At 59.4% G+C, this 18,420-nt stretch carries 12 protein-coding genes, 4 tRNA genes and 1 pseudogene; 11 read left to right on the top strand and 6 right to left on the bottom strand.

Features of this window, described 5'->3' with window-relative positions; translation table 11 throughout:
• Window positions 1–1,333: 1,333 nt before the first annotated feature.
• On the bottom strand, window positions 1,334–2,953 hold the full coding sequence (locus NFX52_RS12715; RefSeq protein ID WP_082437501.1) for a DNA primase family protein: 1,620 nt from the start codon (window positions 2,951–2,953) through the stop codon (window positions 1,334–1,336).
• A 128-nt stretch (window positions 2,954–3,081) separates the two neighbouring features.
• The gene (locus NFX52_RS12710; protein WP_055399517.1) at window positions 3,082–4,416 is read right to left on the bottom strand and encodes a tyrosine-type recombinase/integrase; all 1,335 of its coding nucleotides are present in this window, start codon (window positions 4,414–4,416) and stop codon (window positions 3,082–3,084) included.
• A 330-nt stretch (window positions 4,417–4,746) separates the two neighbouring features.
• On the opposite strand from NFX52_RS12710, the gene tig reads away from it, so the two are divergent.
• From tig to NFX52_RS12660, 10 genes are all read left to right on the top strand, one after another.
• Window positions 4,747–6,060: a trigger factor gene (tig, locus tag NFX52_RS12705; protein ID WP_055399519.1), complete on the top strand. Its 1,314-nt coding sequence runs from the start codon at window positions 4,747–4,749 to the stop codon at window positions 6,058–6,060.
• Window positions 6,061–6,187: 127 nt separating this feature from the next.
• The gene (clpP, locus tag NFX52_RS12700; protein ID WP_055399521.1) at window positions 6,188–6,796 is read left to right on the top strand and encodes an ATP-dependent Clp endopeptidase proteolytic subunit ClpP; all 609 of its coding nucleotides are present in this window, start codon (window positions 6,188–6,190) and stop codon (window positions 6,794–6,796) included.
• Between the two features lie 102 nt (window positions 6,797–6,898).
• Entirely contained in the window at window positions 6,899–8,164 is a 1,266-nt protein-coding gene (gene clpX, locus NFX52_RS12695) for an ATP-dependent Clp protease ATP-binding subunit ClpX (RefSeq protein ID WP_010460566.1), read from the top strand.
• A 188-nt stretch (window positions 8,165–8,352) separates the two neighbouring features.
• Window positions 8,353–10,785, top strand: coding sequence for an endopeptidase La (gene lon / locus NFX52_RS12690; RefSeq protein WP_055399523.1), 2,433 nt, complete (start codon window positions 8,353–8,355; stop codon window positions 10,783–10,785).
• An 86-nt stretch (window positions 10,786–10,871) separates the two neighbouring features.
• A tRNA-Gly gene (locus NFX52_RS12685) sits at window positions 10,872–10,947 on the top strand.
• A 58-nt stretch (window positions 10,948–11,005) separates the two neighbouring features.
• Window positions 11,006–11,079 (top strand) — tRNA-Cys (locus NFX52_RS12680).
• Between the two features lie 182 nt (window positions 11,080–11,261).
• Window positions 11,262–11,337, top strand: a tRNA-Gly gene (locus NFX52_RS12675).
• A 156-nt stretch (window positions 11,338–11,493) separates the two neighbouring features.
• Window positions 11,494–11,586: transfer RNA gene (locus tag NFX52_RS12670), tRNA-Leu, on the top strand.
• Between the two features lie 284 nt (window positions 11,587–11,870).
• Window positions 11,871–12,509, top strand: coding sequence for a DUF6806 family protein (locus tag NFX52_RS12665; RefSeq protein WP_055399525.1), 639 nt, complete (start codon window positions 11,871–11,873; stop codon window positions 12,507–12,509).
• Window positions 12,510–12,672: 163 nt separating this feature from the next.
• Window positions 12,673–13,209, top strand: a complete 537-nt coding sequence (locus tag NFX52_RS12660) for a M48 metallopeptidase family protein (protein ID WP_055399527.1) — start codon at window positions 12,673–12,675, stop codon at window positions 13,207–13,209.
• An 84-nt stretch (window positions 13,210–13,293) separates the two neighbouring features.
• Here NFX52_RS12660 and murI read toward each other — a convergent pair whose 3' ends face one another.
• The 3 genes from murI to NFX52_RS12645 form a co-directional block, all read right to left on the bottom strand.
• Window positions 13,294–14,163 (bottom strand): glutamate racemase, encoded by an 870-nt coding sequence (gene murI, locus NFX52_RS12655; RefSeq protein WP_055399529.1) that lies wholly within the window; start codon window positions 14,161–14,163, stop codon window positions 13,294–13,296.
• A 168-nt stretch (window positions 14,164–14,331) separates the two neighbouring features.
• A complete protein-coding gene (locus NFX52_RS12650) occupies window positions 14,332–15,897 on the bottom strand; it encodes a fumarate hydratase (protein ID WP_055399531.1) in 1,566 nt (521 codons plus the stop codon).
• 195 nt (window positions 15,898–16,092) lie between these two features.
• The gene (locus NFX52_RS12645) at window positions 16,093–16,455 is read right to left on the bottom strand and encodes a hypothetical protein (RefSeq protein ID WP_055399533.1); all 363 of its coding nucleotides are present in this window, start codon (window positions 16,453–16,455) and stop codon (window positions 16,093–16,095) included.
• A 409-nt stretch (window positions 16,456–16,864) separates the two neighbouring features.
• Between NFX52_RS12645 and fumC the strand changes: the two genes are divergently transcribed.
• Complete coding sequence (fumC, locus tag NFX52_RS12640; protein ID WP_055399535.1) at window positions 16,865–18,250, top strand: class II fumarate hydratase; 1,386 nt, start codon at window positions 16,865–16,867, stop codon at window positions 18,248–18,250.
• Between the two features lie 50 nt (window positions 18,251–18,300).
• Here the strand turns inward: fumC and NFX52_RS12635 are convergent.
• Window positions 18,301–18,420 (bottom strand): annotated as a pseudogene (locus NFX52_RS12635) (IS1595-like element ISAte2 family transposase); the annotation flags it as partial.

Genomic DNA, 18,420 nt, shown 5'->3' with positions numbered 1-18,420 from the left:
AATTTGGTTATTTGTGAAAAATAATTTCTTCAAGAAATGTCGAAATGCCATACTCAATAATTTTATTGGTTTGCTTTTTGCTTCATCTGGGAGTTTTCAACAATAAAATCAGTTACATTCAGTTAAAAATGTAGCAGATGTTTTATGGCAAAGGCAATCGCCAGCCGTTCCTGCCGTGACTTTTTTCGCGTCAACGGTGGTTTGCACGAGGCTATCTGTGGCTTTTGCGCATCAGTTGATGCCTTGTTCACACCGGTGCACTTTGTGTGTCCGTGCGAGCTAGTCCCAGCGCACCCTATTGCACGCAAGTCGCTTTCCCAATCAGTCCATCAAGTTGATGCTTTGACGGTACGTTGCTGACAGGGCCAAAAAGAAGAGTCTCATCGGACCAGGTCTCTGTGTCGATGGCAATCAAGACAACACTCTTGTTCGTGATTTTTGATGCAGCCTCAGTAGGTGAGATGCGCTGTGCTTCCTCATCGACAAGCCGAACTAGCGTGATGCGGTCAGGCCGCTGGCAATTCCTGAGGGTCAGAATGCGCTTCACTACGACATCGAACGCAGCAGGCGGGGTCCCAGGGTTCCATGCATATGCGTTTTGAGTGACACCTATTGATGCCAGCAAAAGCATCAAGCCTGTGAACAGGACGTTGACTGAGTGTGTTGACCGCGACATGAATTTTCATTGAGTAAAAAACAATCGAAGGGCCTTCCAGACGGACTAGGCTACTTCTCGACAGTCATCGCATGGAATCGCTCATGACTGTGTCTTACTTTACCCATTCCCGCCTTGAGTTGATGCTCCTTCTTCGAGGGGGGGGCGGCATTCCTGACAGCGTATTTGTGACCTTTTCCACACTATCGAACACGTATGGGTTTTGCGCTTTGTGCTTGGCCGCCTACGGGTGTCGAACCGTTGGCGCTCGCAGTACCTCACTGTGGAGTCAGTGGAGGGAATGGAGCCTTTTTTACTTTGGTTAGAAGGACAGAAGAAGTAAAAAAGAGTTTAAAAAGCCTACATTGGTTCCATCCCCCACACAACTCAAGTGACTGGCGGAGATTCCGCCGTTTTTACCCCGTCCCGAGAGGGGTACTACGGAGCTTTGCGAGTCCTTGGTCAGTGTCGCTGCGTTCATGCCAACTGCTTGAGAAAAGAAAAAGGCCACCTATAAAGATGGCCTGTGGGGCAGTTGCTTTGGATTCTTCGACCACTCACCGGATGTGTGGACTCTATGTGGTCGTATTCGCTTATGGTGGTCCAGCATCGGCCAAGCGAAATTCGGCCTCCTACCAAATTCTTCGACGCCATGCGCCGCTTGGTCGATGTGTTGGGTCAGTCGAAACACAGGTCACCTCTGACTTGCTCGCTCTTGTTGGCACACAGTTGCAGACCCAACCAGACGTTGCTGCGGCTAGTGCGCTTGGGGGTGAACCCACGCTGTGCAAGTGTGCTGTTGAACACGGGCTGAGTCATTGGAAAACGCATCCCGGAGTTCTGTGCCCAGGTCTTGTAAGCATCGTACAGTCGTTGCGACGACTCTTTGTGGTTGTCTCCGGTTTCGCAGATGTCGTCCAGAAAGTGTTGAAACGTGTCCATGCTGGATTGGTACTCTCTCACCGCTTCTTCAATCGCCTTTGGCATGCCCAAGCCCATTTCTCTCCACTGGATGCAGCCCTCCACAGCCCAGCGCAAGATGGCTGGCATTTCTTCCATCAGCTTCTGTTCCAAATGCGGGTCACGCTGCTCGTCCTTGAATGAAGCCAAGAAAGGAATCAGACGCATTCGCCGCCAGATGCCGTAGTCGGTACCTTGCACCTTAGGTTTGTGATTGGTGGCCAGCAGAAGTTTTCCGACGGGCTTGAACTCCACAAAGTCCTTGTACAACATACGCGCAGAGATGACGTCGCCACCAGTGAACTGCTTCATGACGGTTTCGTCGAGTTGCTTGCCTTGGGCCGACTCCGATGCGACGACCAAGCGCTTTCCCGCAAAGCCAGCCAAATCGTTGCGCGGCGCTCCACCTCGGTTCATATCCAAGAACGTGGTGAAGTCGGCGACCTTTCCATAGTCGCCCAGCAAACGGTGCAGCACGTTCAAAAACACCGATTTGCCATTGGCCCCAGTGCCGTGGAGCAAGAAAAAAACTTGCTCTTGAGTAGACCCGGTCAGGATGTAGCCCACCATGCGTTGGAGATAACTGACCATTTCAACGTCATCTTGCATGATTTCGAGCAAGAATCGTTTCCAGCGCGGGCAACCCTCTGAGGTCTCGGCCAGGGGAATCCTTGTGATGTTTGTGATGAGGTCGTCTCGGTTGTGAGAGCGCAGTGAACCATCGCGCAAATCTACGGTACCGCTGAGACAATTGAGCAAAAGAGGGTCGGCGTCATAGTCGCGGTGCTTGGTCACCAACTGTGGCAGTGACTGCGCCAGCGCAAGGGCGGCGCAGATTGCGTTTTTGCCATGCAGTCGTTTGGCATCCGCATCCAGCTCTTTGGCGCGAAGTGTGAAGTGGTCTCCATAGTTCTGAATCTGAGCACGCATCACAGGAACCTCTACCTCCTTCATTCGGGTAGCAACGTTCTTCATGCATTCCACTGCAAAACCGGTTTCGTCTTTTTCCCAGTGCGTGTCGGTCCAAACCATCCACGCTTGGTGAGAGGCATCGAAGCGCAACAGGTCACCGAATTGGTCGGCCAGCCGGTCCGCGAAGCCGATTTCACCTGGGCGAAAGTCGCGGGGATTTTGGGGTTGTTGTTGTTGTGGCTGCGTCGTGCAGCTAATGGCCTGAACTAAGTTGGTAGCCATTTGGGTTAGTTGGGGCAGGGGGGTGCTCTGCGCGGTGGGCTCGTCGTTGCTCAATGCAAAAACCAGCTCGTCCGTGTCCGTTGATGTGGCGTTCATTGCAACGGGGGATGTTGGAATCGTGGAGGCTGTTGCTGTGTGGTTCATGTTCGTCCTTTCGTTTGGTTGACAGGACGAATGATTTCAAAGCGTGGTGTTTTTGTACGGAACCACAGAGAACCACAGACTTGACAAAGTCGGGCCTGTTATGGCTAAAAATCCCTGAACGCCGCGCATCAACGGAATGCATCCTCAACCGACGAAAGCTCGCGGATTTCCTCGATGAACTTCTTGGCATCCGCCAGCCCTAGTACCTTAGTCAGTGCGCTGATGCCTCGATGCCGAACCGTGCCCGAGTTCTCAACAAGGAGGGCGTACAGCTCCTCAACCTGCACATCGAAATACCGCCGATTCAACACATCCAAACTCTTGTGGCCGGTCAGTCGGCTTAGCTCCATGGGGTTGTTGACCTTCTTGGACAGGTTCTTGGTCGCAATCTTGCGCAGCGAGTGGAATGTCAGGTCTTCGATAGGCGGTTTGGCTTTGGTGCAAGCGATGGTGAACGCGCCGGTCACGGAGTTGATGGTGTTCGTAAAAATCAATCCTGATTTCGTTTCGCTGGCCTCGTAGAGGGGCCGCAAGATGTCTTGCATTTCGGGGGTGAGTGGGACCGAACGCCCGAGGGACTGGGTCACGCTCTTGGTGTGGTCGTTTTTTTCGCGGGGCAGTCGCAGGACGTTATTGTCCCAATCCACGTCTTCCCAGCGCATGCCGCCTGATTGTTCGCCGGTCTTCTTGTCTTTGGCGCTCTGGACAATTTCCCCCCGCCTAAAAGCCATGGCCAGCGCCAGTTTCACGATGGGCACCATCCAAGGGGAGTGGTCTTCGAGCGATGCCATCAGGCGCTCGTACTCGTTGCCCATCCATGAGCGCTGGACATTGTTCTGAGGCTTGGGAAGCGAAATCCCACTGGGCGGGTTGTCCACGGGGTAAAGCCACTCATTGGCCGCGTGGGAGTAGAGGGAGGTCAGGACCGTGAAGTAGTTCCGAACTGACGAGGCAGAGTATTTCTGTTCGAGCAGTTGGTCCCTGAGTCGCATGAAGTCCTTTTTGGTCAGGTCCCGTAAGAGGGTGTTCTTGCCCAGCCATTCGGACAGGTGCGTGACGCGGTAGCTCACTTCCTTAAACGAGCGCTTGCCCGCGTAATGTTGGGTGTGAAACCGTTTGAGCGCCTGCTCAATGGTGATGGTCTCGTACTCGGCAACGAACCCGCCGTGCTTCGTGCGGATGCTCTTGATTTCGTCCTCTTGCTCCTTGGCCCAAGCTTTCGCCTTGTCCATGGTGTCGTGCGTGGCACTTCGGATAACGACATTGCCATCCTTGTCGGCCAGCTTAATTTGGACCTCGAAGGCCGTTTCCAGTTGCTTCAACGCGTTCTTGGGCAGCTTGCTGAGGTCGGTTTGTCCCTGGCTTGCCAGGTACTCCACGGCCTTGGATTTGAGGCGGAACCTCTGCTCCTTTTGACCGGCCAGCTTGACTTGCCAAGGGGAGCGATTCGAAATGTTTGCCATGGGTTCTGCCTTACCTGAAAAGTCTGGTCAGTTAGAATGCCGAGTTCCCCAGAGGGAGGCATTGCCTCTCTAAGCGGGTAGGGACCTGTTTGGGATTCTGCTCGAGTTTGGGAAATAGTTTGGGAAAGTCGAAAAAATCAGTCCGTTTTTTTCGACTTCCCCTATGAAAATTTAATCCGTGCGCGTTTGGTTGATTCGGATTTAGGTCCTGACGCCAGCAATGGTGTGGGGGTTCGAGTCCCCCCCCGCGCACCACCCATGTGAGACTTTGCGGAACACGGCGCTGCTGCGCTGCAGCCAGCACGATCCACATTCATAAGAGGAATAGCCATGGCCGTTACTGTTGAAACCCTTGAGAAGCTCGAGCGCAAGATTACGCTGAGCGTGCCCGTCACCCTGATCCAGTCCGAAGTCGACACGCGCCTCAAGCGCCTGGCCCGCACGGTCAAGATGGACGGTTTCCGTCCCGGCAAGGTGCCCATGAACGTGGTGGCCCAGCGTTACGGCTACTCGGTGCAGTACGAAGTGCTGAACGACAAGGTGGGTGAAGCCTTTGCCGTGGCTGCCAACGAAGCCAATCTGCGTGTTGCTGGCCAGCCCCGCATCACCGAAAAGGAAGGCGCTCCTGAAGGCCAGGTCACTTTCGATGCCATTTTCGAAGTGTTCCCAGAAGTCAAGATTGCCGATCTGTCTGATGCCGAAGTCGAAAAGCTGTCGGCTGAAGTGACGGACGCTGCCATCGACAAGACCATCGACATCCTGCGCAAGCAGCGCCGCAGCTTCGCCCAGCGCGCCATGGATGCTGCTGCGCAAGACGGCGACCGCGTGACGGTCGATTTCGAAGGCAAGATTGACGGCGAGCCGTTTGAAGGCGGCAAGGCCGAAGACTTCCAGTTCCTGGTGGGCGAAGGCCAGATGCTCAAGGAGTTCGAAGACGCCGTGCGTGGCATGAAGTCTGGCGAAAGCAAGACCTTCCCCCTGGCATTCCCTGCGGAGTACCACGGCAAGGATGTGGCTGGCAAGACAGCTGACTTCCTGGTGACCATCAAGAAGATCGAAGCTGCCCACCTGCCCGAAGTGAACGATGCCCTGGCCAAGTCGCTCGGTATTGCCGATGGCTCCGTGGAAGGCCTGCGCGCCGACATCAAGAAGAACCTGGAGCGTGAAGTCAAGTTCCGTCTGCTGGCCCGTAACAAGCAAGCCGTGATGGATGCCCTGGTGGCCAAGGCTGAGCTGGACCTGCCCAACTCCAGCGTGCAAGCTGAAATCGCCCGCCTGCTGGAAGGTGCCCGCGCTGAACTCAAGCAACGCGGCATCAAGGACGCCGACAAGGCCGAGATCCCTGAAGACGTGTTCCGCCCCCAGGCTGAGCGCCGCGTGCGCCTGGGCCTGGTGCTGGCCGAGCTGGTGCGTGCCAATGAGCTGCAGGCCAAGCCCGAACAGCTCAAGGCCCACATCGATGAGCTGGCTGCCAGCTACGAGAAGCCCGAAGACGTGGTGCGCTGGTACTTCGGCGACCGCCAGCGCCTGGCGGAAGTCGAAGCCGTTGTGATCGAAAACAACGTGACCGAGTTTGTGCTGTCCAAGGCCAAGGTGGTCGAGAAGGCCGTGTCGTTTGACGAACTGATGGCCCAGCAAGGCTGATAGGCTGTCGACTGGGCGGCTTGTTATCGAATTGCCCGGTTGTTGCCGTTGCATACAGGGGCTTGTGCTTTCGTGCACAAGCCCCAATTCATTTCTGGGTACAGTACCTGCTTGTCTGGAGAAAAACATGAGCGCATTGGAAACACAAGGCCTGGGCATGGTTCCCATGGTCATCGAGCAGTCGGGCCGTGGCGAACGGTCCTACGACATCTACTCGCGCCTGCTCAAGGAGCGCGTGATTTTTCTGGTGGGTCCGGTCAACGACCAGACCGCCAACCTGGTGGTGGCTCAGCTGCTGTTCCTGGAGAGTGAAAACCCCGACAAAGACATTTCGTTCTACATCAACTCCCCAGGTGGCTCGGTAAGCGCCGGCATGGCGATCTTTGACACCATGAACTTCATCAAGCCTGATGTCTCGACCCTGTGCACCGGCATGGCCGCCAGCATGGGCGCCTTCCTGCTGGCCGCAGGAGCCAAGGGCAAGCGTTTTGCGCTACCCAACTCCAAGGTCATGATCCACCAGCCTCTGGGCGGCATGCAGGGCCAGGCAACCGAGATTGAGATCCACGCCCGCGAAATCCTCAAGACCCGCGAGCAGCTCAACAAGATCCTTGCCGAGCGCACAGGCCAGCCGCTGGAAAAGATCCAGCGCGACACCGAGCGTGACTATTTCCTGTCGGCTGATGAGTCCAAGGAATACGGTTTGGTCGATCAGGTGATCAGCAAGCGCTCCTGATAGCCAGAGGGTCAAACAGCGGCGTTTTCCTTTGGGGAAGACGCCGTTTTTTATTTGGTTATCATCCCGACAACTTTCCGTAACAAGCAAGGCATTGCCCCCATGGCCGAGAAAAAAGGCTCTTCCAGCGAAAAAACCCTTTACTGCTCTTTCTGCGGCAAAAGCCAGCATGAAGTGAAGAAGCTGATCGCCGGTCCGTCGGTCTTTATCTGCGACGAGTGCATTGACCTGTGCAACGAGATCATTCGCGATGAGCTCCCGGCTGGCGACCTGGCGCGCGAAGGCCGCAGTGACCTGCCCACCCCCGTAGAGATCAAGACCAACCTCGACAACTATGTGATTGGTCAGGACGTGGCCAAGCGCACGCTGGCGGTGGCGGTGTACAACCACTACAAGCGCCTGCGCCACAAGGACAAGGCCCACAAAGACGATGTGGAGCTGTCCAAGAGCAACATCCTGCTGATTGGGCCCACGGGTTCGGGCAAGACACTGCTGGCGCAGACCCTGGCCCGCATGCTGGACGTTCCGTTTGTGATGGCCGACGCCACCACGCTGACGGAAGCCGGTTATGTGGGCGAAGATGTGGAGAACATCGTCCAGAAGCTGCTGCAAAGCTGCAATTATGAGGTGGAGCGCGCGCAGCGCGGCATCGTCTACATCGATGAGATCGACAAGATCTCGCGCAAGTCGGACAACCCCAGCATCACACGTGACGTTTCGGGCGAGGGCGTGCAGCAGGCGCTGCTCAAGCTCATCGAAGGCACGATGGCCAGCGTGCCGCCGCAGGGCGGACGCAAGCACCCGAATCAGGACTTCCTGCAGATCGACACGACCAACATTCTGTTTATCTGTGGCGGTGCGTTTGCGGGACTGGAAAAGGTCATCGAGAACCGCACCGAAGCCTCGGGCATCGGGTTTGGCGCATCGGTCAAGAGCAAGAAGCAGCGTTCGCTGACAGAGGTGTTCACCGAGATCGAACCCGAAGATCTGATCAAGTTCGGCCTGATTCCTGAACTCGTGGGGCGCATGCCCGTGGTGACGGCTCTGGCTGAACTCAGCGAGGATGCGCTGGTGCAGATCCTGACGGAGCCCAAGAACGCGCTGGTCAAGCAATACAGCAAGCTCCTGGCCATGGAAGGTGTGGACCTCGAAATCCGTCCTGCCGCGCTTAAGGCCATCGCTCGCAAGGCCTTGGCCCGCAAGACCGGAGCCCGCGGCCTGCGCTCAATCTTGGAGCAATCGCTGATTGGCACGATGTTCGACTTGCCCAATACGAGCAACGTTGAAAAAGTGGTGGTGGACGAGTCCACCATCGAAGAAAACAAGCCGCCGCTGCTCGTTTATCGCGAAGCGGCCAAGAAGGCCTGAGAAGGCGTGAAGGAGTCTGCGATGCCCGCATGGACACGCCGGAATCCTTCACACCGTCTGAGATGACCGGAGCGGGCGCATTGGTGTCGCCCATTGAACCATCAACCCTTGTGCCAGCGCGGCTTGCGCGTAAGGGTTGAAAATCCCCACATGTGGACCCATTTCCACAGAGCACTTTGAGGATTTCCATGTCCGGACATACCCCCCTGCCAGCCACCCCTATCGATCTACCGCTGTTGCCTTTGCGTGACGTGGTGGTGTTTCCCCACATGGTCATCCCGCTTTTTGTGGGGCGTCCCAAGAGCATCAAGGCGCTTGAGTTGGCCATGGAGGCCGACCGTCGCATCATGCTGGTGGCACAGAAAGCTGCAGCCAAGGACGAGCCTTCGGTGTCGGACATGTTCGATGTCGGCTGCGTCTCCACCATCCTGCAGATGCTCAAGTTGCCTGACGGCACCGTGAAGGTGCTGGTCGAAGGCCAGCAGCGCGCTCTGGTGACGTCCATCGAGGACGCTGAGACCCATTTCACGGCCACCGTCACGCCGGTAGAAGCCACACCCGAGGCCAATAAGCCTAGCGAGATTGAAGCGCTGCGCCGTGCTGTGATGCAGCAGTTTGACCAGTACGTCAAACTCAACAAAAAGATTCCCCCGGAGATCCTCACATCGATCTCCAGCATCGACGATCCAGGCCGTCTGGCCGACACCATCGCCGCGCACCTGCCGCTCAAGCTCGAGAACAAGCAGGTGGTGCTGGACCTGTCGGATGTGAAGGCGCGCCTTGAAAACCTGTTCGAGCAGCTTGACCGCGAGGTGGACATCCTCAACGTGGACAAGAAGATCCGTGGGCGTGTGAAGCGCCAGATGGAGAAGAACCAGCGCGACTTCTACTTGAACGAGCAGGTCAAGGCCATTCAGAAGGAGTTGGGCGAAGGCGACGAAGGCGCGGACATCGAGGAGATCGAGAAAAAGATCAAGCTCGCCAAGATGCCTGCCGAGGCACGCAAGAAGGCTGATGCAGAACTCAAGAAGCTCAAGCTGATGTCGCCCATGTCGGCCGAGGCCACCGTGGTGCGCAACTACATTGACGTGCTCACGGCGCTGCCTTGGAGCAAAAAGACCAAGATCAAGCACGACCTGGTCAATGCCGAAGGCGTGCTCAACGAAGACCACTTTGGCCTGGACAAAGTCAAGGACCGCATCCTTGAATATCTTGCGGTGCAGCAGCGCGTGGACAAGGTGAAGGCTCCCATCCTGTGCCTGGTGGGGCCACCTGGCGTGGGCAAGACCTCGTTGGGGCAATCCATTGCCAAGGCCACGGGCCGCAAGTACGTGCGCATGGCCTTGGGTGGCATGCGCGACGAAGCTGAAATCCGTGGGCACCGCCGCACGTACATCGGCGCGCTGCCTGGCAAGGTGCTGCAGAGCCTGTCGAAGGTGGGCACGCGCAATCCGCTGTTTCTGCTGGACGAAATCGACAAGCTGGGCACGGACTTCCGAGGCGACCCGTCGAGTGCGCTGCTGGAGGTGCTGGACCCCGAGCAGAACCACACCTTTGGCGATCACTACGTCGAAGTGGACTTCGACCTGAGCGACGTGATGTTCGTCGCCACGTCGAACTCGATGAACATTCCGCCGGCCCTGCTCGACCGCATGGAAGTGATCCGCCTGTCGGGTTATACCGAGGACGAGAAGACCAGCATCGCCATGAAGTACTTGCTGCCCAAGCAGCTCAAGAACAATGGCGTGAAGGACGAAGAACTGCTGATCACCGAGCCTGCCGTGCGAGACATGGTGCGCTACTACACGCGGGAAGCCGGCGTGCGTTCGCTGGAGCGCGAGTTGTCCAAGATCTGCCGCAAGGTGGTCAAGGGTCTGCAGCTCAAGAAGCTCGAACCCCAGGTCGTTGTCACCGCCGACAACCTGCCTGACTTTCTGGGCGTGCGCAAATACACCTACGGCCGTGCCGAGGCGCAGAACCAAGTGGGCCAGGTGGTTGGTCTGGCCTGGACCGAGGTGGGCGGCGATCTGCTGACCATTGAAGCCGCCGCCATGCCCGGAAAAGGTGTGATCACGCGCACCGGTTCTTTGGGTGATGTGATGAAGGAGTCGGTGGAGGCTGCCCGCACGGTGGTGCGCAGCCGCTCGCGCATTCTGGGCATCAAGGACGAAGCGTTTGAGAAGCGCGACATCCACATCCATGTGCCAGACGGGGCAACCCCTAAGGATGGTCCGAGTGCGGGCGCTGCGATGACGACGGCGTTTGTTTCGGCCCTCACGGGTATTCCCGTGCGCGGCGATGTTGCCATGACCGGTGAGATCACGTTGCGCGGGGAAGTTACCGCCATTGGTGGCCTCAAGGAAAAGCTGCTGGCGGCTCTGCGCGGCGGCATCAAGACGGTGCTGATCCCCGAAGAGAACGTCAAAGACCTGGCCGAGATTCCGGACAACGTGAAGAGTGGACTTGAGATCGTGCCTGTGCGCTGGATCGACAAGGTGCTGGAAGTGGCCTTGGAAACCAAGCCTGTGCCCTTGACGGATGAGGAAGTGGCGGTCGTGGCTGCGCCCTCGACGGACAAGGCCGTTGCAGCGTCGTCCGCGACAGATGGCCTGAAACATTGACGCAAATTTTTTTGAGAACCCCAAAAAATGCGCTACAATTCATTCCATCGCAGCAAACGTTGTACAATGTGAGGCTTCGGTAAAATGCGGGAATAGCTCAGTTGGTAGAGCGCAACCTTGCCAAGGTTGAGGTCGAGAGTTCGAGACTCTTTTCCCGCTCCAATTTCCACAAAAAGGGAAGCAAATGCTTCCCTTTTTTGTCAGAGAAATGTGAATTTCTGGCGCGGTAGCAAAGCGGTTATGCCCCGGATTGCAAATCCGGTTAGTCCGGTTCGACTCCGGACCGCGCCTCCAGATACGGTCTGTGTCTTGATGTCTGAAGATCTTCTGTGATCGTCGTAATCAAGATGACTGTTGAAGGATGGATGGTGATTGGTTGATTTTTTGGTTTGCAATCGAATAGAGCCAAAAAATAGCGATATAATTTGAGGCTTGCTGATTAGCTCTGATGGAAACGTCGGGTGCAGTAGGCGAATGCGGGAATAGCTCAGTTGGTAGAGCGCAACCTTGCCAAGGTTGAGGTCGAGAGTTCGAGACTCTTTTCCCGCTCCATATTTGTAAGGGAAGCTTCGGCTTCCCTTTTTTCTTGGTGGTGCAAGGCGGGCGGCTCGGCGGGGCGTCGGCCCTGTGACCAGAGATACGACAGGGCATTGCGCGCATGCGCTGCCCGGGTTACGCTGCGACGCAGGAGTGCGTTGGGCAGCCGGCGCCCCGATGGTGAAATTGGTAGACACTGCGGACTTAAAATCCGCCGCTTTCCTGAAAAGGGGCGTGCCGGTTCGACCCCGGCTCGGGGCACCACGAAGAGCCTGTTCAATGTCCTTTTGGAGATCGCATTGGAGTGCAATCGGGATGAGTGGATGCTCCGGCTGCGCAGTATGGGCTCATGCCCATGCAAGCAGCCGGGGCGTCCAATCGCCCGATTTCACTCCAACCCTTTGGGCAAGTGCCTTGCCGGGCGGTCTGCGGCGTTGCGGCGCTTGTTGATAGCCGGGCTATCAACTGCGCACCGCGCCTAGCAGCCCATCCCGGTAAGGTACTTGTGCGACTCCAAAAGGACATTGAACAGGCTCTAGGATTCAATCATGTCAAGTTACAACGCTCCCTTCGAAATCCACGTCCACGGACAAGTCCAGCTGCGCGCTGATGTGAGCTTTGACCAACTCCAGGAGGCGCTCAAACCCTTGTGGAAGTACGCCGGAGCCCGCTCGCTGGCTGATGGCGCAGCCAGCGCCTACGAAGAAGAGCCCGGCATCAAATACGACGCGCAGGAACACTTGCTGCAGATGTGCTGGACGGTGCGGGGGGATGAAGACTTTCGCCAAGTTCTGGACGAAATGTGCATGAGCCTCAATGAGCTTGCCGAGCAAGGTGCTGCCATCGAAGTCACGTTCTACGACGCAGATTTCGACGAGGACGAGGAAGAGCAGGGTGCGGAGTCGCGCGACGATTTCGTCATGCTGTTTGTCGGCCCCACGCCCGCCGCCATCATGCAGGTGCAGCGTGATTTGCTGGTGCAGGACGTTGTCAACATGATGGAGCGCCACTTTGATGGTGCCGAACTGGGCGGCGTGGTGGCCGAGATCGACAAGCTGTTCAGCCAGCGCTTTGATGCGCTGGTGAACTCGCTGGAGATCGGAAAACCGCCGCGTGGCCCTGGTGGGGGCGGCTCCGGCAGTGGTCATGGTGGCGGTGGTGGTCGCCGTCCGCGCCACCTGCACTGATTCTTTCATTCAACCTCACACTGGTGTCCCCGTGTGGGGTTGCCTTGCATGTGCTGGTGGCAAAAGTTGATCGACAGGCTGTGGCAATGACTTGTGCCCGTGTGCGTTGTATTCAATGCGGTCCTGCGCAGTTCTGTGATCTCTTCGAACTGTCGTGCTTTCCATGACCTCTGATCTACCGTATCTACGTTCCTATCCGGTGTCTTTGCAGGACCAGGCGCGTGATCTGCTTGCGCAGGGGCGGCTGGGGGGCATGTTGCAGCGCAAGTATCCCCAGGCCCATGCGGTGCGCAGCGACAAGGCGCTGTATGACTACGCGCAGGAACTCAAGGCGCGTTACCTGCGCAATGCGGGCACGGTCAACAAGGTCCTTTTTGACAACAAGATCCACGTGGTGCGCCATGCCTTGGGGTTGCACACGGCGGTCTCGCGCGTGCAGGGCAACCGGCTGGCGGCCAAGCATGAGATCCGCATTGCGTCGATGTTCAAACAAGCACCCGACGAGTTTCTGCGCATGATTGTGGTCCACGAGCTGGCCCATCTGCGTGAGAAGGACCACGGCAAGGCTTTTTACCAACTGTGTACTCACATGGAGCCGCAGTACCACCAATACGAGTTCGACCTGCGCCTGTACCTCACCCATGTGGAGCATGCGGGTGAACGGCTGTGGAGCGCTGCTGCTGAAACTAGTTCTGGGTAGAAGAAAAGTTGAACGCCACTTTGTTGATGGCACTTTGCAATTTGCGCTTGCTGGCAAAGCGCCAGGCCCTAAAACAGTGGTTGGTCAAGGCACAGACACCGTTTCACAGCAGTCTGCGGGCAAACCCAGCCAGCGCTCTGCAGCCGCCTGAAGCATGGCCACCGGCCCGGTGGTCAACAGGCGGGTGCGTGGTGCATCCGTGGCCACGGCACCATCGGGCGCGGCCTTTAGCCCCGCAGTCTCCAGCAAGCGCCGCGTCTGGCGGGCGACGGGCTCACCGGTCTCGATGAACTGCACGCCCGGCCCGACCAGTGCGCGCAGCTCGTGCGCCACAAAGATGTAGTGCGTGCAGCCCAGTACCAGCGTGTCCATCTGCCCCGGGGCGGTGCCAAAGCTGCCCATGGCTTGGACATAACGCGCGCACAGCGCCCCGGTCTCAGTGGCATGGACGGGGCTGCCTTGGTCGGCCACTGGCAGCGCCACGCTGCGCTCGATGGCATGGGCCAGGCCGTCACAGGGTTGCACCACAAAATGCGCCTGGTCAGCCAGCGAGGCCATGAGCTTGCCGAACTTCGCACTGGTCAGCGTGCCCCGGGTGCCGATCACACCCACGTGGCCTGTCTTTGTCACCGCGAGGGCGGGCTTTATGGCGGGCTCCAGGCCCACAAGGGGTAATTCCGGGTGGCTGCTGCGCACTTCGTGGATAGCCGCTGCCGTGGCGGTATTGCAGGCTACAACCAGCGCCTTGATGTGGTGCTGCTCGCGCAGGTACTCGGTGATGGCGTGGGTGCGGGCGGCCACAAAGGCATCGCCGCGCTCGCCATAGGGGGCGTTGGCGCTGTCTGCCAGATACACGAAACGTTCGTGGGGCATGGCGGCCAGCAGGGCGCGCAGCACGCTCAGCCCACCGACGCCACTATCAAATACACCGATGGGAGAAGAGGCCTGCGGCATCGAGGAACCAAGCTCTGGCATTTGGAGGAAAGCGTGGATTGTAGGAAAGACGCAGCCTTCGTGCCGGATTGGGCGAGCCCCAAGAAAAAACCGCCCGAAGGCGGTTGGGAGAGCGGTTGCCCTGGTACCAGCGTCGAGTCTGCCGCCAGGGCGACGCCGAGTGGGGCCTCAGGCCGCGGCGACCCCGATGCCCTTGAATTCGCCCGAGGCAATGCGCTTTTGCCATTCGGCCGGGCCGGTGACGTGGGCGCTGGTGCCGCCGGCATCCACGGCCACGGTCACGGGCATGTCCACCACGTCAAATTCGTAGATGGCTTCCATGCCCAGGTCTTCAAAACCCACGACCTTGGCGGCCTTGATGGCCTTGGAGACCAGATAGGCGGCGCCGCCCACAGCCATGAGGTAGGCGCTTTGGTGCTTCTTGATGGCCTCGATGGCGACCGGGCCGCGCTCGGCCTTGCCCACCATGGCGATCAGGCCGGTCTGGGCCAGCATCATCTCGGTGAAGCCATCCATGCGCGTGGCGGTGGTGGGGCCGGCAGGGCCCACGGCCTCGCCCTTGACGGGGTCCACGGGGCCCACGTAGTAGATGACGCGGTTGGTGAAGTCCACGGGCAGCTTTTCGCCCTTGGCCAGCATGTCCTGAATGCGCTTGTGCGCAGCATCGCGGCCCGTGAGCATCTTGCCGTTGAGCAGCAGCGTGTCGCCGGGCTTCCAGCTGGCGACTTCTTCCTTGGTTAGCGTGTCGAGGTTGACCTTCTTGCTCTTGTTGTAGTCGGGCGCCCAGTTCACGTTGGGCCACAGGTCCAGGCTCGGGGGCGTAAGGTACACGGGGCCCGAGCCGTCCATTACAAAGTGCGCGTGGCGTGTGGCGGCGCAGTTCGGGATCATGGCGATGGGCTTGCTGGCCGCGTGCGTGGGGTACATCTTGATCTTGACGTCCAGCACCGTGGTCAGGCCGCCCAGGCCTTGGGCGCCAATGCCCAGCGCGTTGACCTTTTCAAACAGCTCCAGGCGCAGCTCCTCGACCTTGTCGAGCGCGGGGCCGCCGGTCTTGGCGGCTTCGGCCTTGGCCTGCAGTTCATACATGTCCAGGTCGTCCATCAGGCTTTCCTTGGCCATGAGCACGGCCTTTTCGGCCGTACCGCCAATGCCGATGCCCAGCATGCCGGGCGGGCACCAGCCAGCGCCCATGGTGGGCACGGTCTTGAGCACCCAGTCCACCACGTTGTCGCCGGGGTTGAGCATGTACATCTTGGACTTGTTCTCCGAGCCACCGCCCTTGGCGGCCACGGTGATGTCCACGGTGTTGCCGGGAACGATCTCGGTGAAGATCACCGCGGGCGTGTTGTCCTTGGTGTTCTTGCGGGCGAACTGCGGGTCGGCCACGACCGAGGCGCGCAGCGTGTTGTCGGGGTGGTTGTAACCCCGGCGCACGCCTTCGTTGATGGCGTCGTCCAGGCTGCCGGTAAAGCCCTCCCACCGCACGTCCATGCCCACTTTCAGGAAGACATTGACGATGCCGGTGTCCTGGCAGATGGGGCGCTGGCCGGTAGCGCTCATCTTGCTGTTGGTCAGGATTTGGGCTATCGCGTCCTTGGCTGCCGGGCTCTGCTCGCGCTCATAGGCACGGGCCAAGTGGGCGATGTAGTCAGTGGGGTGGTAGTAGCTGATGTACTGCAGCGCGGCAGCAATGGACTCGACGAGGTCGTCGTATTGGATTGTGGTGGTCATCGTGGTTCTGTCGTGAGGCGGGAACGAACGCATGCCGGGGCACGCAGCCCGCAATTATCCCACCCCCCTGCTGACACGGCGCTGGCGCGGCCTTGGCGCAGACTACCTGTGGACAACGCGGCTATCGCAGTCTGGCCCGCCTCTCAAAGCTCAGTAGCCTCAACGGCAGATTGGCTGGAGGCCTCGCCGTGCTTTTTACGCTTCGGCACCGTCGCCGGAGTCCGGATCCAGCTCCGGGTCGTCCGCCGGGTCATCGTCCGGATACCGGTCGGCTCCCGCCCGCACATCGCCGTTTTCAGCGGTGTCGTCGTCGGTGTCCATCGACTCCAGATGGTCGGGCAGGATGTCGCGCGACTCCAGCTGCAGTTCGGGCTCCACGCTCGCGCGTTCGCCGGTTCCGTAGCGGTCGGTGTCATTGTCGGGGTCGGTGCCATACAGCCCGGTGCTGTCGCTGCCCGAGTCGGACGCATCGCTGGGGCCCAGGCTGTCGTTGCCCTTGGCGCTGTGAAGGGGAGAAAGGTTGTCGGCATCGATGCCAAGCAGGCTGCTTTTGGCCATGGTGGTCTCCGTGGATTCGCGGCGAGGAAAGTTGCTGCACTGCCATGGTGTGCCCGCTGGCGCCCGTGCGGTGTAAGAACAAGCCGACGATTGAGCGCGAGAAGGTGTGGGGCCTTGTCAAGACCTCACAGCGGGCCGAAGCGAAGCCCCCACCGGTAGTGATGACGGCACCGTTTTTTGCGCTCTGCAGCGGGGCTTGCCACACACTGACGAGCGCATGCTTGCGCACCAGCAGTGCTGCGTATTAAATGAGAATGGTTATTTTTTGCATTATTCTGCGGGGCGCGACCCCGTTGCCAGGCCGCACCTGTTTCCGTCCAGACGCTGGCCCGCCCTGCTTGCCCCATGGCCACACGGGGGCGCCCAACCGTGTGGCCCACCTGTTATTTCACTTGGAGAACCGCTGCCCATGACCACCCGCACCGAACGCGACACCTTTGGCCCCATCGAAGTCCCGGCCGACAAACTCTGGGGCGCGCAGACGCAGCGCTCGCTGCAGAACTTCGACATCTCCGGCGAGCAGCAGCCGCGCGAGATCATCAAGGCACTGGCCCAGGTCAAGCGGGCTTCGGCGGTGGTCAACCAGGCACTGGGCTTGCAGGACGCGAAGAAGACCCAGGCCATCGTGGCCGCTGCCGATGAGGTCATCGCGGGCAAGCACCCCGGCGAATTCCCGCTGGTGGTCTGGCAGACGGGCTCGGGCACGCAGACCAACATGAACGTCAACGAGGTGCTGGCCAACCGCGCCAGCGAACTCCTGGGTGGCGAGCGCGGCGAAGGCCGCCTGGTGCACCCCAACGACGACGTGAACCGCAGCCAGTCGAGCAACGACGTGTTCCCCACCGCCATGCACGTGGCCGCCGTGGAAGCCCTCACGCACCGCCTGCTGCCCGCCATTGCCAAGCTGCGCGCCACGCTGGCCAAGAAGGCGCACGATTTCGACGGCATCGTCAAGATCGGCCGCACCCATTTGCAGGACGCCACCCCGCTCACGCTGGGCCAGGAGTTCTCGGGCTACGTGGCCCAGCTCGACCATGGCGAGCGCCATGTGCGCGCGGCGTTGCCCCACCTGGTCGAGCTGGCGCTGGGCGGCACGGCGGTGGGCACAGGGCTGAACGCGCCCAAGGGCTATGCCGAGCAGGCCGCCGCCGAGCTGGCGCGCCTCACGGGTCTGCCCTTCGTCACCGCGCCGAACAAGTTCGAAGCCCTGGCGTCTGTGGATGCGCTGGTGCATGCCCACGGCGCGCTCAAAACCCTCGCCGCCAGCATGATGAAGATCGCCAACGACGTGCGCTGGCTCGCCAGCGGCCCGCGCAGCGGCATTGGCGAACTCAGCATCCCCGAGAACGAACCCGGTTCGTCGATCATGCCCGGCAAGGTCAACCCCACTCAGAGCGAGGCGGTGACCATGCTGGCCGCCCAGGTGTTCGGCAACGACGTGGCCATCAACTTCGGCGGCGCTTCGGGCAACTTCGAGCTCAACGTGTTCCGCCCCATGGTGGCCCACAACTTTCTGCAGAGCGTGCGCCTGCTGGCCGACGGCATGGCCAGCTTCAACGACCAATGCGCCGTGGGTATCGAGCCCAACCGCGAGCGCATCACCGAACTGGTGGATCGCTCGCTGATGCTGGTGACCGCGCTCAACACCCACATCGGCTACGACAAGGCCGCTTTCATCGCCAAGAAGGCCCACAAGGAAGGCACCAGCCTGCGCGAAGCGGCCGTGGCCTCGGGCCATGTGACGGGCGAGCAGTTCGACCAGTGGGTGGTGCCGGGCAATATGGTGGGCCGCTGAGGGCCTGGCGGCGTGGCGTGGGTCAAAAGTTCAAGAAAAAATGGGCTCTTCTAGCGAATGCTAGTGACGTCTTGATTCCCCATGGCCGCACCCAGCACCAGGGCGGGTTGTGGACCCATCGGGCCTGATCGGTCTAACAACCTGAACCACCCCAGGTACGAATCGAGGTA

It is taken from the genome of Acidovorax facilis (assembly GCF_023913775.1).
Classification (GTDB): Bacteria; Pseudomonadota; Gammaproteobacteria; order Burkholderiales; family Burkholderiaceae_C; genus Acidovorax; species Acidovorax facilis.
The sequence above is the reverse complement of the archived record's forward strand: the minus strand, read 5'-3'. Positions and strand labels throughout refer to the sequence as shown.

Bases quoted from the DNA above. Each gene is read 5' to 3' on its own strand.
- NFX52_RS12645 (WP_055399533.1), bottom strand. From the start codon at position 16,455: ATGGCCAAAAGCAGCCTGCTTGGCATCGATGCCGACAACCTTTCTCCC.
- murI (WP_055399529.1), bottom strand. From the start codon at position 14,163: ATGCCGCAGGCCTCTTCTCCCATCGGTGTATTTGATAGTGGCGTCGGT.
- NFX52_RS12665 (WP_055399525.1), top strand. From the start codon at position 11,871: ATGTCAAGTTACAACGCTCCCTTCGAAATCCACGTCCACGGACAAGTC.
- tig (WP_055399519.1), top strand. From the start codon at position 4,747: ATGGCCGTTACTGTTGAAACCCTTGAGAAGCTCGAGCGCAAGATTACG.
- NFX52_RS12650 (WP_055399531.1), bottom strand. From the start codon at position 15,897: ATGACCACCACAATCCAATACGACGACCTCGTCGAGTCCATTGCTGCC.
- clpP (WP_055399521.1), top strand. From the start codon at position 6,188: ATGAGCGCATTGGAAACACAAGGCCTGGGCATGGTTCCCATGGTCATC.
- lon (WP_055399523.1), top strand. From the start codon at position 8,353: ATGTCCGGACATACCCCCCTGCCAGCCACCCCTATCGATCTACCGCTG.
- NFX52_RS12715 (WP_082437501.1), bottom strand. From the start codon at position 2,953: ATGAACCACACAGCAACAGCCTCCACGATTCCAACATCCCCCGTTGCA.
- NFX52_RS12660 (WP_055399527.1), top strand. From the start codon at position 12,673: ATGACCTCTGATCTACCGTATCTACGTTCCTATCCGGTGTCTTTGCAG.
- clpX (WP_010460566.1), top strand. From the start codon at position 6,899: ATGGCCGAGAAAAAAGGCTCTTCCAGCGAAAAAACCCTTTACTGCTCT.
- NFX52_RS12710 (WP_055399517.1), bottom strand. From the start codon at position 4,416: ATGGCAAACATTTCGAATCGCTCCCCTTGGCAAGTCAAGCTGGCCGGT.
- fumC (WP_055399535.1), top strand. From the start codon at position 16,865: ATGACCACCCGCACCGAACGCGACACCTTTGGCCCCATCGAAGTCCCG.